Origin of the sequence: Streptomyces sp. cmx-4-9, assembly GCF_046548835.1 — a bacterium.
Lineage (GTDB): Bacteria > Actinomycetota > Actinomycetes > Streptomycetales > Streptomycetaceae > Streptomyces.
This window is the reverse complement of sequence record NZ_JAEBEE010000005.1, coordinates 397,161-412,956: the sequence shown is the minus strand read 5'-3', so window position 1 is coordinate 412,956 and position 15,796 is coordinate 397,161. Positions and strand designations below refer to the sequence as shown.

Sequence of the window (15,796 nt, the reverse complement as noted above, 5' to 3'; positions counted from 1 at the left end):
CGCGCGAACGCGGTGGCGCGGGCGGGCGGGCTGCTGAGCCGGAGTCAGTCGGCGGCAGGGCGGCGTCCGCTCATCAGGCGTTGCAGCACGATGAACACGAGCAGCAGGGCGCCGATGACGATCCGGGTCCACCAGGAGCTGAGCGTGCCCTGGAAGTTGACCACCGTCTGGATCGTGCCGAGGACGAGCACGCCGAGGGCGGTGCCCAGGACGAAGCCGGAACCTCCGGTCAGCAGCGTGCCGCCGATCACGGTGGCGGCGATCGCGTCGAGTTCCATGCCCATGGCGTGGAGGGCGTAGCCGGAGAGCATGTAGAAGGTCAGCAACAGGCCGCCGAGTGCGGAACACAGGCCGCTGACGGCGTACACGGCGATCTTGGTGGAGCCCGCCGGAAGGCCCATCAGGCGTGCGGAGGACTCATTGCCGCCCAGCGCGTACACGTTGCGGCCGAAGCGCGTGTGGTGCAGTACGACGAAGGCGATCACCAGCACGGCCAGGGCGATGACCACCGGGATCGAGACGAACAGTCCTCCCGGGCCGTACAGCCGGGTCTGCGCGATTCCCGCCGTGGTGGGGTCGCTGATCGTGATGGATTCGGTGCTGATCGTGTAGCAGAGCCCGCGGGCGAGGAACATGCCGGCCAGGGTGACGATGAACGGCTGGATCTCGAAGGTGTGGATGATCCAGCCCATGAGCGTCCCGCTCGCGGCGCCGACCAGCAGGACCAGGGGGATGACGGTGGCCAGGGGCCAGCCGTGCGACTCGACCAGCCAGGCGGTGAGCATGGTCGACAGTGCCACCATGGAGCCGACGGACAGGTCGATGCCGCCGGTGAGGATGACGAAGGTCGCCCCGACCGCGACGACCAGGAGGAATCCGTTGTCGATCAGCAGGTTCAGTACGACTTGGGCGGAGAGGAAGCCCTCGTAGCGCACCGATCCGACGCCGAACATGGCGGCCAGCAGGACGGCCGTGACGATCAGTGGGATACGGGTGCGGGTGCGCGCGGACACGGCCGCGAAGGGTCGGGTGAGGTGCGCGGCGGCGCTCGCGATGCCGATGGTCATGCGCGTACCTCCTGCTGCTGCGGAGTGGCGCCCGCAGTGGTGTGGGATCGGGGAGTGGTCGTCCTGCGGCGGCGCGGGACCTTGGCCCGGAAGACCGGGGACTGCACGAGGCAGACGACGATGACGACGAAGGCCTTGAAGACGAGGGTGGTCTCGGGCGGGACGCCGAGGGTGTAGACGGTGGTGGACAGGGTCTGGATGATCAGGGCGCCCAGGACGGTGCCACCGAGGGAGAAGCGTCCTCCGGTCAGTGCGGTGCCTCCGATGACGACGGCGAGGATCGCGTCGAGCTCGATCCACAGTCCGGCGTTGTTGCCGTCGGCGCTGGAGACGTTGGAGCTGATCATCAGCCCGGCGACGGCGGCGCACAGCGCGCTGAAGACGTAGACCAAGGCAAGGAGACCGCCGGCCCGGATGCCGACCAGGCGGCTGGCGGCGGGGTTGCCGCCGACGGACTCGATCAGCATGCCGAGTGCGCTGCGGCGGGTGACGAGGGCGGTGAGCGCGACGAGCGCGGCTGCCAGGAGGACCGCGAACGGGAAGGTCAGCCAGTAGCCCCCGCCGATCATTTTGTAGGGGGAGCTGGTCACCGTGATGATCTGGCCGCCGGTGATCAGCTGGGCGACGCCGCGGCCCGCGACCATGAGGATCAAGGTGGCGACGATGGGCTGCACCCCCAGCCCGGACACCAGGAAGCCGTTGGCCAGGCCCAGCACGAGTGCGACGCCGAGGGCGAGGGCTACGGCCGTGAGCAGGGTGGCGACGCTGCCGGGATGCGCGGCGGTGGAGATGTGCCCGCAGGCGAGGGCGCCGGCGATGGCGACGGTGGAACCCACCGAGAGGTCGATCCCGCGGGTGGCGATGATCAGGGTCATGCCGAGCGCCACCAGGATGAGGGGCGCGCCGAACTGCAGGATGTCGATGAGGCTGCCGTAGAGGTGACCGTCGCGTACATGGACGGAGAAGAAGTCGTGGTGGAACGCGAGGTTGCCGAGGAGCAGGGCGAGCAGGATGAGCGCGGGCCACAGCAGGCGGTGGCCGGCCAGCCGTTTCCCGATCGCGGCGGCCGCCGCGGACGTGGCGGGCTGGGTGGTCATGAGTCCGATCCGGTGGCGATGGTCGTGAGGAGGCGTTCGGGCGTGACGGTGTCGTCGTTCGCGAGGGTGGCCACCATGCGGTGGTCGCGGAGGACGGCGATGCGGTGGCTCAGGCGCAGGACCTCTTCGAGTTCCGCCGAGATGAACAGCACCGCGGTGCCTTCGTCCGCCAGGCGGGCCACGAGCTTCTGGATCTCCGCCTTGGCGCCGATGTCGATGCCCCGGGTGGGTTCGTCGAGAATCAGGAGCCGGGGTGCGGTCAGCAGCCAGCGCGCGAGGAGGACCTTCTGCTGGTTGCCTCCGCTGAGGTGGCGTACCTGCGCTTCGGGGTCGGCGGGGCGGATGTCCAGGGCGTCGATCCAGTGCCGTGCCAGCTCTTCCTGCTTCGCACGGGCCAGCGGCCTGCTCCAGCCGCGGGCGGCCTGCAACGCGAGGACGATGTTCTCGCGGACCGTGAGCTCCCCCACCAGTCCCTCGGACTTGCGGTTCTCGGAACAGAACGCGATGCCCCGGGCGATGGCGTGGCGGGGGGTGCGCAGGAGGACCTTCTTGCCCTCGATGCTCACTGCTCCGGCGTCTGCGCTGTCCGCGCCGAACAGGAGGCGCGCCACCTCGGTGCGGCCCGAGCCCAGGAGGCCGGCCAAGCCGATGACCTCGCCGGCATGGATGTCGAGGTCGTACGGTTCGATCGAGCCCGTACGGGTCAGCTGTCGCGCCCGGAGGAACGGCTCGCCGGTCGCCCGTTCGGCCGCTTCCTGGTGGGCGCGGCCGGACAGCTGCTCAAGGGTGGCCAGTTCTCCGCCGATCATGCGCTGCACCAGGGTCACGGGGGTGAGTTCGCCGATGGGGTACTCACCTTCCATCCGGCCGTTGCGCAGAATGGTGACGCGGTCGCAGAGATCGAATACCTGATCGAGGAAGTGCGTGACGAACAGGATGGCCACACCGCGGTCCCGCAGGCGCCGCACCAGGGTGAAGAGTTGGGCGACCTCCTCGCGATCCAGGCTGGAGGTGGGCTCGTCCAGCACGAGCACCTTCGCCGAGACGTCCACCGCCCGGACGATGGCGATGAGTTGCTGCACCGCCAGGGAATGCGAGTCGAGGAGACTGGTGACGTCCAGGTCGAGGTCGAGTTCCGTCAGCAGCTCGGCCGCCCGCTGCCGCATCGCGGACCAGTGGATGAGGCCGAACCGGTGGGGTTCGCGCCCGATGAGGATGTTCTCGGCGACCGAGATGTTCGGGCAGAGGTTCACCTCCTGGTAGACGGTGCTGATTCCGGCCCGCTGCGCCTGGAGGGGGTCCGTGAACGCGTGGGGCCGGCCGTCCACGAGAATGGTGCCGCCGTCGGTGGGGTGGACGCCGGTGAGTACCTTGATCAAGGTGGACTTTCCGGCGCCGTTCTCGCCCATCAGGGCGTGCACCTCACCGGGGAAGAGCCGCAGGCCGACTCCGTCGAGGGCGAGCACGCCCGGGAACCGCTTGCGGATGTCGTGGGCTTCCAGAACCGGCCGCGGGCCGCCGGCGCCCGTGGGCGGCGGGGTGGACGGAGATGCCATCCGCCCTCCTCTCAAGTGTGAGTGTGGGGTGGTGGAGCGGGCTCCGGTTGGTGAAGGAGGCACCGGAGTCTGCCGTTTCAGTAGTTCCGGGTTCAGTTGTTCCGGGTTCAGTAGGTCCGCGTCGGCAGGGCGGCCGCGGCCTTGTCCTGCGGGAAGACGCCCTCCTGGGTCTCGACCCGGGTCGGCACGCTCTCCCCCGCCACGACCTTCTTGGCCAGCTCCATCAGCTGGTCGCCGAGCATCGGGTTGCACTCCACCACGACGTTGATCTTGCCCTCGGTCATGGCGACGAAGGCGTCCTTGATCCCGTCCACCGAGATCACCTTGATGTCCGTACCGGGCTTCTTGCCGGACTCCTCGATGGCCTGGATGGCGCCGAGGGCCATGTCGTCGTTGTGGGCGTAGAGGACGTCGATGTCCTTCTGGGACTTCAAGAACGCCTGCATGACCTCCTTGCCCTTGGCGCGGGTGAAGTCGCCCGTCTGCGAGGCGACGATCTTGAATTTGCCGTCGGCGCCGATGGCGTCGGCGAAGCCGGCCTTGCGGTCGTTGGCGGGTGCGGAGCCCGTGGTGCCCTGGAGCTCGACGATGTTGACCGGGCCCTGTTCGTTCGCGTAGGCGCCGGTCAGCCACTCGCCCGCGGACTTGCCCTCCTTGACGAAGTCCGAGCCCAGGAAGGTCTTGTAGAGGGTGGTGTCCTTGGTGTCCACGGCGCGGTCGGTGAGGATGACCGGGATGCCCGCGTCCTTGGCCTCCTTCAGCACCGTGTCCCAGCCGGACTCCACGACCGGCGAGAAGGCGATCACGTCGACCTTCTGCTGGATGAAGGTGCGGATCGCCTTGATCTGGTTCTCCTGTTTCTGTTGCGCATCGGAGAACTTGAGTTCGATACCGGCCTTCTTCGCCGCCTCCTGGACGGACTTGGTGTTGGCGGTACGCCAACCGCTCTCGGCGCCGACCTGGGCGAAGCCCATGGTGATGGCGCCGCCGGAGCCCGTTGTGACCCCGGCGGCCGGGGCGGAGGCGGGGCCCTCGGTCGAGCAGGCGGTCAACGCCGAGGAGGCGAGGAGGGCGACGGTGAGGGCAAGGGCTGCTCTGCGAGCCATGACGGGTGTCCTTTCGGGGGCCACGGATGATGCTCCGCACGGCCGGTGCCGGGCTGCGCCCGTGGTCAGGGCGTGGCGGGGCCGGGGCGGGGTGGCAGGAGCTGGCTGCTTTTGAGGGGGCGCCGTCGCATTGTGAGCGCTAACAAGCCGGGTTCTCAACCCCTGTGCGCGCGTTACCTGTCCGTTACCGCGCGGTGTGCGACAACAAGGCAGGCTCCAGCCGTTCGCGCGACCATCGACCCCGCCCCCCGAGTCGGAGAGATCAACCCGCCTGGAATCAGGGACACATCGGGGCGAGGCTCCCGTGTACGAGGGCCGCCGCGCCCGGCGGATCTCCCACATGATCCACGCAGAACCCTTGCCTCTCGACATTGTTAGCGCTCACACTGCAAGCTCATCGGCCTCCGACGACCGCCAGGATGGTCGGGACGGCATCTCCGGCTGCCGCGCCGCGCCGCGTGCCGCCCCACGGCTCCTTCGAAAGGCACTCTGTTGACGTCACCCCCTCTCCTCGCGCCCGCCCCGTGTTCCGAGGAATCGGAGCAGTACACGGTCGGCGTCGACTTCGGCACGCTGTCGGGCCGCGCCGTGGTGGTGCGGGTTCGCGACGGTCAGGAACTGGCCGCGGCCGTCCACGCCTACCGGCACGGCGTCATCGACCGGTACCTGCCGCAAGGCGGCGTGCCGCTGCCCCCGGACTGGGCCCTGCAACACCCCCAGGACTGGCGGGACGTACTGCGCCACGCCGTCCCGCAGGCCCTGGCGGCGGCAGGGGTCGATCCCGCCGCGGTGATCGGCATCGCCACCGACTTCACGGCCTGCACCGTCCTGCCCACGCTGGCCGACGGGACTCCCCTCGCCGAGACCGAGCTCGCCGGACGGCCGCACGCCTGGCCCAAGCTGTGGAAGCACCACGCCGCCCAGTCCCATGCCGACCGCATCAACGAACTCGCCCACGCCCGCGGGGAGAAGTGGATCGCCCGCTACGGTGGCCGGATCTCCGCCGAGTGGCAGTTCGCGAAGGCGCTGCAGGTCCTGGAGGAGGATCCGCTCGTCTACGAACGCTGCGCGCGGTGGATCGAGGCCGCCGACTGGATCGTGTGGCAGCTCACCGGAAGCGAGTCCCGCAACGCCTGCACCGCCGGATACAAGGGCATCCACCAGGACGGCGCCTATCCGAGCGAGGAGTACCTGGCCGCGCTGAACCCCGGGTTCGCCGACTTCGCACGCGCCCGCCTCGCATTCCCCCTCTCCGCTCTGGGCTCACGCGTGGGCTCGCTCAGTACGGAGGCGGCCGCGTGGACAGGGCTGCGGCCCGGCATCGCCGTGGCCGCGGGCAACGTCGACGCCCATGTCACCGCGGCGGCGGCCCAGGCCGTCGAGGACGGACAACTGCTCGCCATCATGGGGACCTCCACCTGCCACGTCGTGAACGCCCCCGTCCTGGCCGACGTCCCCGGCATCTGCGGTGTCGTGGCCGGCGGGATCGTCGAGGGGACCTACGGCTACGAGGCCGGCCAGAGCGCGGTCGGTGACATCTTCGCCTGGGTGCTGGACCAAGGCGTCCCGTCGGACTACCTCGCCGAGGCCGCCGAGCGGGGTGAGGACCTGCACACCCTGCTGACCCGGAAGGCCGCCGGCCAGCCGGTCGGCGGACACGGACTGGTCGCCCTCGACTGGCTGAACGGCAACCGTTCGGTCCTCGTCGACCACCACCTCTCCGGAGTCATCGTGGGTCTCACCCTCGCGACCCGCCCGGAGGACGTCTACCGCGCACTGCTCGAAGCCACGGCGTTCGGCACCCGCGTCATCGTGGAGGCCCTGGAAGCAGGCGGCGTACCGGTCCACGAGTTCATCGTCGCGGGCGGACTGGCCAAGAACGAACTGCTGATGCAGATCTACTCCGACGTGCTGCGCCGCCCCGTCTCCCTCGCCGCGTCCGACCAGGGCCCCGCCCTCGGGTCGGCCATCCACGCCGCCGTGGCCGCCGGCGCGTACGGCGACGTACGGACGGCCACCGCCGCCATGGGCCGCCGGCTGCCGGCCGTCTACGTGCCCGACGGCGCGCGGGCCGACGCTTACGACGCCCTCTTCGCCGAATACCGGCTCCTGCACGACCACTTCGCCACGGGCGGCCTGCTGCACCGCCTGCGGCACCTCCGCGACGCGACCCACACCGCGGGCTGACCCCCCGCCCCCGTTGTCCGTTCCCGAATCCCCGCCCGCGCACCGCCCTCACCAGTGCTGCGGGACGTCACCTTCAGGAGTCCATGTGCCCAGCCGAACATTCCCCGCCCAGGAGATCTGGTTCCTCACCGGCAGCCAAGGCCTGTACGGGGAGGAGACGCTGAAGCAGGTCGCCGAACAGTCGCGGCAGATAGCCACCGCGCTGGCCGACGCCTCCGGCATTCCCACGCGTGTGGTGTGGAAGCCGGTACTGACCGATGCCGACGCCATCCGCCGGGTGTGCCTCGACGCGAACGCCGACGATCGGTGCACCGGGCTCATCACCTGGATGCACACCTTCTCGCCGGCCAAGATGTGGATCGCCGGACTGGACGCGCTGCGCAAGCCGTTGCTGCACCTCCACACCCAGTCGAACGTGGCCCTGCCCTGGGACACCATCGACATGGATTTCATGAACCTCAACCAAGCCGCGCACGGGGACCGCGAGTTCGGGCACATCCAGACCCGTCTCGGCGTACCCCGCAAGACCGTGGCGGGCCATGTCACCGATCCGGTGACGAGCGCGCGCGTCGCGGTCTGGGCGCGGGCGGCCGCCGCGCGGTCCGAACTGGCCACCCTCAAGGTCGCCCGCTTCGGCGACAACATGCGCGACGTAGCCGTCACCGAGGGCGACAAGGTCGAGGCCCAGCTGCGCTTCGGCGTCTCCGTCAACACCTACGGCGTCAACGACCTTGTGGAGGTCGTCGACGGCGCGGACGAGACCGAGGTGGCCTCCCTCGTCGAGGAGTACGCCGACCTGTACGACCTGGCGCCGGAACTGCGACCGGGCGGCGAACGGCACGACGCGCTGCGTTACGCGGCCCGCATCGAAGCCGGCCTGCGCACCTTCCTCGAAACGGGCGGCTTCGGGGCCTTCACCACCAACTTCGAGGACCTGGGCGGACTGCGCCAGCTGCCCGGACTCGCCGTGCAGCGGCTCATGTCCCAGGGGTACGGCTTCGGAGGAGAAGGCGACTGGAAGACCGCCGTCCTGCTGCGCGCCCTCAAAGTGGCTGCCGCCGGCCTCCCGGGCGGCACCTCCTTCATGGAGGACTACACCTACGACCTGACACCCGGCAACGAACTCATCCTCGGCGCGCACATGCTGGAGGTCTGCCCCAGCATCGCCGCCGCCAGGCCCAGCTGCGAGATCCACCCCCTGGGCATCGGCGGGCGGGAGGACCCGGTGCGCCTGGTGTTCGACGCGGCCCCCGGCCCGGCCGTGGTGGTCGGGCTCGCCGACCTCGGCGACCGCTTCCGCCTGATCGCCAACGACATCGAGGTGGTGGCGCCCCCTCACCCGCTGCCGGCCCTGCCCGTCGCCCGCGCGGTCTGGCGGCCCCGCCCCGACCTGCGGACCTCCACCGAATCCTGGCTGACGGCCGGAGGACCGCACCACACCGTCCTCAGCACCGCCCTCACCTCCGACCACCTGGACGACCTGGCGGAGATGCTCCGCCTCGAACTCGCCCTCATCGACGAGACCACCACCCCGAAGCAGTTCCGGCGCGACCTCCGCTGGAACCAGGCCTACCACCGGCTGGCACTGGGGCTGTGAACCAGCCGAAGCCCGGCACGGTCCGCGCAGCCCGGGTACCGGCCGGAGCCGTTCACCTCGCGGCCGTGGAGCAGTGTCCGGCCGCCCGTCCGTGCGAGACGCGCTGTGAGCGCGGTCGACGGCTCACCGCCCCGGTGCACCGGGGAACAGCGGCCACCAGCCAGGCGAACCGACGCGGTCACGGCGCTACCGGGCCGGCAAGCGGGTGGGGTCGGCGATGATCTGTTGGGCCGTCGACCATGCCGCACCGAGGACCGGTCCGCTGCGCCCCAGGGCGGAGCGGCGTACCGCCTCCGGGTTCCAGGGCCGGACGGTGACCCGGGCGGCCAGTTCGGCGCGTACCGACGGGAGGAGCCACTCCGCGAGTTCGGCGTAGGCGCCGCCCAGGACGAGGCCGTCCGGGTCGATCAGGTTCACCGCCGAGGTCAGGGCGAGGCCCAGGGCACGCCCTGCGCGGTCCAGGGCGCGCCGGGTCGCGGCGTCCCCGGCGGCTGCCCGCTCGGCGAGCAGGGCCACCGGGTCGCCGACCTGTCCCAGCCCGGCCTCGCGCAGCACGGCCGCTTCGCCCGCGTACTGCTCCAGGCAGCCGCGTGCCCCGCAGGCGCAGGGGGCGCCCTCCGGGTGGACGGGCAGGTGACCGAGTTCGCCCGCGAAGCCGCGGGCGCCCCGGAACAGCTTTCCGCCAATGACCAGTGCGGCACCGATTCCGGCCTCGGCGGAGACGTGTACGAAGGTCTCGGCGGGGTCGCCCCGGTGCCACTGCTCGGCCAGCGCCCCGAGGTTGGCTTCGTTCTCCGGCTCGGGCGCGGTGTCGGGGTCGGGCCAGTGGTCGGCGGGGCGCACTGCCTGCCAGCCGAGGTTCGGCGCGTTCGCGACCAGCCCGTCCGGCGTGTTCGGCACCACCCCCGGCACGGCCAGGACGCGGCCATCGACGCGCAGGCCGAGGTCCGCGGCCTCGGACTCGGCCTCGGCGCCCAGCGCGGCGGCCTCCGCCAGCACCTCTCCGGCCGGCCGGCCCGCGTTGGCCCGCTCCACGCGACGCCAGACCCGGGGTTCACCGCGCAGGTCCACGACGCACGCGGCGAGGTGGGTGACGCCGATCTCCAGGCCGAGGCCCGCGGGACCCCGGTCGTTCAGGGCCAGCGCCCGTCCGGGACGGCCGACCCGTCCGCTGGGTGCGGTCTCCGTCTCGGTCAGTGCTCCCCGGCCGATGAGCTCGTCGACCATGGAGGAGACGGCCGGCCTGGTCAGGCCCGTGAGCCCGGCCACGTCCGCCCGGGAGAGCGGTCCGTGCGCGGCGACCACGCCGATCACCGCCGCGAGGTTCCGCCGGCGCATCCCCTGCTGCGAGGCGGGCGCGGCCTCCGCGCCCCCGCTCGCCCTGCCGGTCCCCGTCATCGACCCGACTCTCCTATCGTTCTCCCGGCGGGACCTCCTGCAAGGCCCGCGCCCGCCGCAGCGTACTGGTGATCCGTTCGAGCGTTTCGTCGTCACGGGGTACGGGCTCCAGTACCCGGCCCTCGGCGGTCCGCCAGCGCCGGGCGACGGCATCGGCGGGCTCACCGGTGAGCAGTGCTGCGGCCTGGGCGGCGGCCCCGAGCGCGACCAGTTCCCGGGCCTCGGGCACCTGGACCGCTCGGCCGGACAGTCGCAGGACGGTCCGCTGCCAGGCCCGGCCGCGGGCTCCGCCGCCGATCAGCAGCAGGGGTTCGTCCGGTGCTGGGCTCTCGCCTCCGGCGCGCAGCACGTCGTCCAGTGCCGCGAGCAGGGCGTGGGCGGCGCCGTCGTAGGCTGCCTGGAGCAGCTGGCCCGGCGTGGTGTCGTGGCGCAGGCCGTGCACGAGGCCGGAAGCACCCGGGAGGTCGGGGGTGCGCTCGCCGTCCAGGTAGGGAAGCACCACCACCGTGCCGCCTCCTTCGACGGCCTCGCGGTCGCGGCCGACGAGGGCGGCGAAGCGATCGACGGCAAGGGTGCAGTTGAGCGTGCAGGCCAACGGCAGCCAGCCGCCGAGGGCGTCGGCGAAGCCGGCGACGGTTCCGCTCGGGTCGGCGGGCCGGGTCCGGCCGACGGCGTAGACGGTGCCGGAGGTGCCGAGGCTCAGCACCGGCCGTCCGGGGGTCAGGCCCAGACCGAGGGCGGCGGCCATGTTGTCGCCGGTCCCGGTCGCCACCGGTGCGCCCTCGCGCAGCGGCATCCCGGCCCGGACGACGCCCGCCCGGGCTCCCGGCGCCAGGACCTGCGGCAGCATCCCGGGGTCGAGGCCGATCCGGCCGAGGACGTCCTGGTCGTAGCCGTCCGGCCCCCACCAGCCGGTTCCCGAGACGTCTCCGCGGTCCGTCACCGCCTCACCGGTCAGCCGCTCCGTCAGGAAGTCGTGGGGAAGCCGGACGGCCGCGACGCGGTCGCCGGCGGCCCGCTCGTTCGCGTGCAGCCAGGCCCATTTGGCGGCCGTGAAGGCGGCCGTGGGGACGCTTCCGGTGCGGCGGGCGAGCTCTGCCGCGCCGAATGCGGCCGCGAGTTCGGCGGCCTGCGGGGCGGAGCGGACGTCGTTCCAGAGCAGTGCCGGGCGCACCGGCCGTCCGGCCGCGTCGAGGGTGACCAGGCCGTGCTGCTGGCCGGCGATCGAGCAGGCGGCGGCGCGATCCGCCCAGCCGGTGCCTGCCACGGCCTCGGCGAGTGCCCGCCACCACTGTTCGGGGTCGCTCTCTCGTCCGGCGCCCGCGCTGACGGCGTGCGGGGCGCGGCCCTCGCCCAGGACGGCACCGGTGTCCAGGTCGACGGCGAGGGCCTTGGTGGACTGGGTCGAGCTGTCGACACCGATCACGACACGCTGAGCAGACATGCGTTCCTCCGGTGGGGTTCCGTCTGGCGTCTCGGCATACTAATTTGTTTTTCGCCCTTACAAATAGCCCTCGGCCCAGATCCGGAGCGCCTCATGACCAGCGACCCGCTCGTCCCCACCCCCGCGCACAAGTTCACCTTCGGCCTGTGGACCGTCGGCTGGCAGGGGCGGGACCCCTTCGGTGACGCCACCCGACCCGCCCTCGACCCGGTCGAGAGCGTGGAGCGGCTGGCCGAGCTCGGCGCCTACGGCGTCACCTTCCACGACGACGACCTGATCCCCTTCGGCGCCGGGGACGCCGCCCGCGAGCAGGCGGTCAAGCGCTTTCGCACCGCACTCGACACGGCCGGGCTGAAGGTGCCGATGGCCACGACGAACCTCTTCACCCACCCGGTGTTCAAGGACGGCGCCTTCACCGCGAACGACCGTGACGTCCGCCGGTACGCGCTGCGCAAGACGATCCGCAACATCGACCTGGCCGTGGAACTCGGCGCCTCGGTCTACGTCGCCTGGGGCGGCCGCGAAGGCGCGGAGTCGGGCGCGGCCAAGGACGTGCGCTCCGCACTCGACCGGCTGAAGGAGGCCTTCGACCTGCTGGGCGAGTACGTCGAGAACCAGGGATACGACCTGCGCTTCGCGATCGAACCCAAGCCCAACGAGCCGCGCGGCGACATCCTGCTGCCCACCATCGGCCACGCCCTGGCGTTCATCAACGAGCTGGAGCGGCCAGAGCGGGTCGGTCTCAACCCGGAGGTCGGCCATGAGCAGATGGCCGGGTTGAACGTCCCGCACGGCATCGCCCAGGCGCTGTGGCACGGCAAACTGTTCCACATCGACCTCAACGGCCAGTCCGGCATCAAGTTCGACCAGGACCTGCGCTTCGGCGCGGGCGACCTGCGCCAGGCCTTCTGGCTGGTCGACCTGCTGGAGTCGGCCGGCTACGAAGGCCCCCGCCACTTCGACTTCAAGCCGCCGCGCACCGAGGACTCCGCCGGAGTCTGGGCCTCGGCGGCCGGCTGCATGCGCACCTACCTGCTCCTGGCGGAGCGTGCCCGCGCCTTCCGCTCCGATCCGGAGGTGCAGGCCGCGCTCGCCGCCTCCCGGCTGCCCGAACTGGCCCTTCCCACCGCCGAGGACGGCCTGGCCGGGCTACTGGCCGACCGTTCCGCCTTCGACGCATTCGACGTCGATGCCGCCGCCCGCCGCGGCATGGCCTTCGAGCAGCTGGACCAGCTCGCCCTCGAACACCTCCTCGGCGCCCGCTGAGCCGGTGCACCCGAGAGCCGGGCCGTGGCGTTCCACGGCCCGGCTCCCCTGCTCCGTGGCCGCATGGGAGCGGTAAGGGACAGGGATGAGGAAACCCCGCCCGATGCGCGGCCGGGGTTCCCCGGTGCGATGGGTAGGGGTCAGCAGGTGGAGTCGCCCGCACCGTGAACCGCTCGTCAAACCGTCGGCGGACCGCACCACATCGCGATCACCGCGGCTCGGGCGGGTCAGCGCTGCAGGGTGAGCAGACCCGGCCGATACGGGAGCTTCAGGTAGTCAGTGCCCGCCGGTGTGTCGGTGGGGAGGCCCTGGTAGAGGAACCGCAGGTTGCAGGGATCGATGGTCATGGTCTGGTCGGGGTTGTTGCGGACCAGGTCGCCGTGGCTGACGCCCTTGGCCCAGGTGGAACCGCTGTTGGCCTGGCCCGCGAAGGGGCTGCTCTCGCTGCCGGCCTGGACGGTCCACGGACCGTTCAGGCTGGAGGCGGTGAACGAGCGGAAGTAGCGGTTCGAACCCTGCGCCTCAACGATCATGAGGTACTGGTTCCGGCCCTGCACCTTGTAGACCTCCGGCGCCTCGAACAGGAGGTCCTTCGCGTCGCTCATGACCGTCGTGTACGAGGAGCCGAAGTTGCCCGGGAAGTTCCCGATCGGCATGCTCGCCCGGTAGATCTTGCCGTTGTCGGCGGCGAAGAACAGGTACATGTCCTGGTCGTCGGCGATCATGGTCGGGTCGATCGGGGCGTCCCTCTGGCCCCCGGGGCCCGCAGGGAGGCTGCCGGTGAACAGCGGCTGCGCGGCGGACCAGCCGTTGGGGTTGGTGGGGTCGCTGGACGTGCGGTAGTAGAGCGGCCACTGACTCCACTGGGACACCATCACCCAGACGTTCTTGGGCGCGAAGTAGAACAGTTCGGGCGCCACCGCGGGCTCGTTCATCCCGGTCTGGGTGGCCGCCCCCATGTCCGACCAGTTCGTGAAGGGACTGAACGCCGTCGAGCCCCACGTCGTTCCGTTGGAGGTGGTCGCGTAGACCAGGTGCTTGCCGTTGTACGTGGTGGTGCTGAAGTCCTTCAGCGCGAGTTTCCCGTTCGCCGGCTGCGCCAGCGGGGCCGTGGAGGTCCACCGGTAGGTCGACGGAAGATCACACGAATTGCCCGCCCCGGACAGGCCGGTCCACTTCTGGTTGGTGCCGCCGTGGCACGACCAGACCTGCACCCCCGTGCCGTTGGCCGTACCCCAGCCCGAGACCTCCAGGCACAGCCCGGACCGCACGCCGACGATCGTGCCGTCGGGGTTCACCCGCCACTGCTGGTTCTCGCTGCCGTTGCACGTCCAGATCTGCACCGGGGTCCCGGACGTGGTGGCGCCGCCCCGGACATCCAGGCACTTGTTGCCGTACACGGTCAACCGGCTGCCGCCCGTCAACGTCCACTGCTGGTTGGTTCCACCGTGGCAGTCCCAGATGTTCACGTTTGCGCCGTCGGCCTGGCTGAAGCCCGCCACATCGAGACAGCGGCCGGAAGCAACACCGCGCACGTTGCTGGTGGTGGCCGCCTGAGCCGGGCCGCCGACGAGCAGCCCCGCCAACGCGGCCAGGGCCGCAACCGCGGCGGCGAGCACCGCAGGGAGTCGTCTGCGGCCGGAAGTTTGTCTGCGCATGGAGATCTCCTTTGTGACCTGATGAGCTGTCACTCGGTGAGGCAGGGGCGACCTGCCGTCGGCGCCTGCGGATCCGACTGAATCGGGCACGGCCCGTCGGAGCGGCGACAAGGTGTGTCCCCTGGAGTGTGGGGACGCCGGAGTATTGTTAGCGCTAACAATTTGCAGCTCGAACATCGGCGCTGGGGGCAGGAGACCAGGGGGCTGACCGGCTGTCAAGATTTTCTGCAAGAGTCCGGCGGTTCACTGAATCACCATCAGGCGACCTGACCGCACGGCAAGTTGGCGGACCGGGACACAGCAAGTCGGCCTCCCCCCGCAACGGCGCCGTACTGCCGACCTGAAGCCCAGCGGCTCTGCCGCGGACTGGGGCGGCCCGGAAAGGCGTGTGGTCGCGGATCAAGGCCCGAGAACCTTGACGCGGCACCGGGCGAGGGCGCGGACTGCCGGCTTGCGCCCTTCGCCTTCCCTCCCCTTCCGGTCTTCGTACGCCGTGGAGACCGGGCGGATGAATGCGCTGACCTGCGCGGAGAGGTAGAGGGCCCGCTGGAGGCCGCGGCGGTGGCGGCGGGGTCTGCGCAGGTGCCCGCCGACCTTCTCGGAGTTCCAGGGGACGGGTGCCAGGCCGGCAAACGCAGCCAGGTAGGCGGGGCCGGCGAAAGCGGTGGGGTCACCGCCGGTCGCGCTGGAGCAGTTCTGTCCCGTCGTTCATGAGGCGGCGGGACAGCAGCCGCTCTCCGTCCACGGTGATCACCTCCGCGTGGTCGTGCTTCTCGCCGATGTCCCGTCCGGCCCCGATCTCGGGAACGAATTTTTCCGCCGGCGCGTCGCCACACCGTTCCCGCAGGCGGGCCCGCCGACGTGTCTCACCAAGCGATCGAGTCGCGAATCCCCATGGGCGGTCGAGTCGCCGCGAGGCTCGGGGCGGCCCCGTTGCACCAAGCCATACTGACCGAGCAAGGCAACGAGCCATACCCAGAGCCTCTGCGCTCCGTCGCTCCTCCGCATGGGCGGTCCGAACGCGCAGTAAAAGACCTCAGACCAGGCCACCGACCCCGGCCGCCCGGATCGTGCACGGCGCGGCAGCCGAGACCGGGCAGCAGGTAACGTGCCTGGTCACCGCCTCGGGGCCCGGATCCTTTCTGCACGCAGCCATGGGACCCTCGGCCGGCTGCTGGATCCGACCGCGACGTGCGCCACGGAACTGGCACACCGGGGCGGGGCGGGCCCCTCCCAACCCCGTCACACTCCCGCCCGCGAGCAGACGAACGGTCGGCGAGAGGCAGGCGAGGTGCCCAGGACCATGACCCTGTCCACTCGTGGATACGCCTCACCCCAGCCGCAGAAGCCGCTGCTTGCGGTCAGCCCGCCCCGGACGTGCTCGATGCGGAGATGCATCGCGGAGATGCATCGCGGAGAT

At 71.0% G+C, this 15,796-nt stretch carries 10 protein-coding genes and 1 pseudogene; 3 read left to right on the top strand and 8 right to left on the bottom strand.

Annotation, left to right across the window (positions count from 1 at the left end; translation table 11 throughout):
• Positions 1–44: 44 nt before the first annotated feature.
• The 4 genes from yjfF to ACLJTM_RS17990 all read right to left on the bottom strand — a co-directional run bounded on the left by yjfF (position 45) and on the right by ACLJTM_RS17990 (position 4,826).
• Entirely contained in the window at positions 45–1,067 is a 1,023-nt protein-coding gene (gene yjfF / locus ACLJTM_RS18005) for a galactofuranose ABC transporter, permease protein YjfF (RefSeq protein WP_411104622.1), read from the bottom strand.
• A complete protein-coding gene (locus tag ACLJTM_RS18000) occupies positions 1,064–2,164 on the bottom strand; it encodes an ABC transporter permease (RefSeq protein ID WP_411104621.1) in 1,101 nt (366 codons plus the stop codon). Before ACLJTM_RS18000 ends, yjfF begins: the two co-directional genes overlap by 4 nt.
• A complete protein-coding gene (locus tag ACLJTM_RS17995; RefSeq protein ID WP_411104620.1) occupies positions 2,161–3,720 on the bottom strand; it encodes a sugar ABC transporter ATP-binding protein in 1,560 nt (519 codons plus the stop codon). Before ACLJTM_RS17995 ends, ACLJTM_RS18000 begins: the two co-directional genes overlap by 4 nt.
• A 107-nt stretch (positions 3,721–3,827) precedes the next feature.
• The gene (locus ACLJTM_RS17990; RefSeq protein ID WP_411104619.1) at positions 3,828–4,826 is read right to left on the bottom strand and encodes an ABC transporter substrate-binding protein; all 999 of its coding nucleotides are present in this window, start codon (positions 4,824–4,826) and stop codon (positions 3,828–3,830) included.
• 492 nt (positions 4,827–5,318) lie between these two features.
• On the opposite strand from ACLJTM_RS17990, the gene ACLJTM_RS17985 reads away from it, so the two are divergent.
• Positions 5,319–7,013 carry a ribulokinase gene (locus ACLJTM_RS17985; RefSeq protein ID WP_411104618.1) on the top strand — a complete coding sequence of 565 codons (1,695 nt, stop codon included), beginning with the start codon at positions 5,319–5,321 and terminating at the stop codon, positions 7,011–7,013.
• Positions 7,014–7,098: 85 nt separating this feature from the next.
• On the top strand, positions 7,099–8,610 hold the full coding sequence (gene araA, locus ACLJTM_RS17980; protein ID WP_411104617.1) for an L-arabinose isomerase: 1,512 nt from the start codon (positions 7,099–7,101) through the stop codon (positions 8,608–8,610).
• 186 nt (positions 8,611–8,796) lie between these two features.
• Here araA and ACLJTM_RS17975 read toward each other — a convergent pair whose 3' ends face one another.
• Both ACLJTM_RS17975 and xylB read right to left on the bottom strand, forming a co-directional pair.
• The gene (locus ACLJTM_RS17975; protein WP_411104616.1) at positions 8,797–10,008 is read right to left on the bottom strand and encodes an ROK family protein; all 1,212 of its coding nucleotides are present in this window, start codon (positions 10,006–10,008) and stop codon (positions 8,797–8,799) included.
• A gap of 13 nt (positions 10,009–10,021) precedes the next feature.
• Positions 10,022–11,452: a xylulokinase gene (gene xylB, locus ACLJTM_RS17970; protein ID WP_411104615.1), complete on the bottom strand. Its 1,431-nt coding sequence runs from the start codon at positions 11,450–11,452 to the stop codon at positions 10,022–10,024.
• Positions 11,453–11,545: 93 nt separating this feature from the next.
• Here xylB and xylA point away from each other — a divergent pair, with 93 nt between their 5' ends.
• Complete coding sequence (gene xylA, locus ACLJTM_RS17965) at positions 11,546–12,718, top strand: xylose isomerase (protein ID WP_411104614.1); 1,173 nt, start codon at positions 11,546–11,548, stop codon at positions 12,716–12,718.
• A gap of 227 nt (positions 12,719–12,945) precedes the next feature.
• Here the strand turns inward: xylA and ACLJTM_RS17960 are convergent, their stop codons facing one another.
• Positions 12,946–14,376 carry a non-reducing end alpha-L-arabinofuranosidase family hydrolase gene (locus ACLJTM_RS17960; RefSeq protein WP_411104613.1) on the bottom strand — a complete coding sequence of 477 codons (1,431 nt, stop codon included), beginning with the start codon at positions 14,374–14,376 and terminating at the stop codon, positions 12,946–12,948.
• A 399-nt stretch (positions 14,377–14,775) separates the two neighbouring features.
• A pseudogene (locus ACLJTM_RS17955) lies at positions 14,776–15,054 on the bottom strand (transposase); the annotation flags it as partial.
• Positions 15,055–15,796: the final 742 nt, after the last annotated feature.

Excerpts from the sequence above, each read along its gene's own strand:
- yjfF (WP_411104622.1), bottom strand. The coding sequence starts at position 1,067 with ATGACCATCGGCATCGCGAGCGCCGCCGCGCACCTCACCCGACCCTTC.
- ACLJTM_RS18000 (WP_411104621.1), bottom strand. The coding sequence starts at position 2,164 with ATGACCACCCAGCCCGCCACGTCCGCGGCGGCCGCCGCGATCGGGAAA.
- ACLJTM_RS17995 (WP_411104620.1), bottom strand. The coding sequence starts at position 3,720 with ATGGCATCTCCGTCCACCCCGCCGCCCACGGGCGCCGGCGGCCCGCGG.
- ACLJTM_RS17990 (WP_411104619.1), bottom strand. The coding sequence starts at position 4,826 with ATGGCTCGCAGAGCAGCCCTTGCCCTCACCGTCGCCCTCCTCGCCTCC.
- ACLJTM_RS17975 (WP_411104616.1), bottom strand. The coding sequence starts at position 10,008 with ATGACGGGGACCGGCAGGGCGAGCGGGGGCGCGGAGGCCGCGCCCGCC.
- xylB (WP_411104615.1), bottom strand. The coding sequence starts at position 11,452 with ATGTCTGCTCAGCGTGTCGTGATCGGTGTCGACAGCTCGACCCAGTCC.
- xylA (WP_411104614.1), top strand. The coding sequence starts at position 11,546 with ATGACCAGCGACCCGCTCGTCCCCACCCCCGCGCACAAGTTCACCTTC.
- ACLJTM_RS17960 (WP_411104613.1), bottom strand. The coding sequence starts at position 14,376 with ATGCGCAGACAAACTTCCGGCCGCAGACGACTCCCTGCGGTGCTCGCC.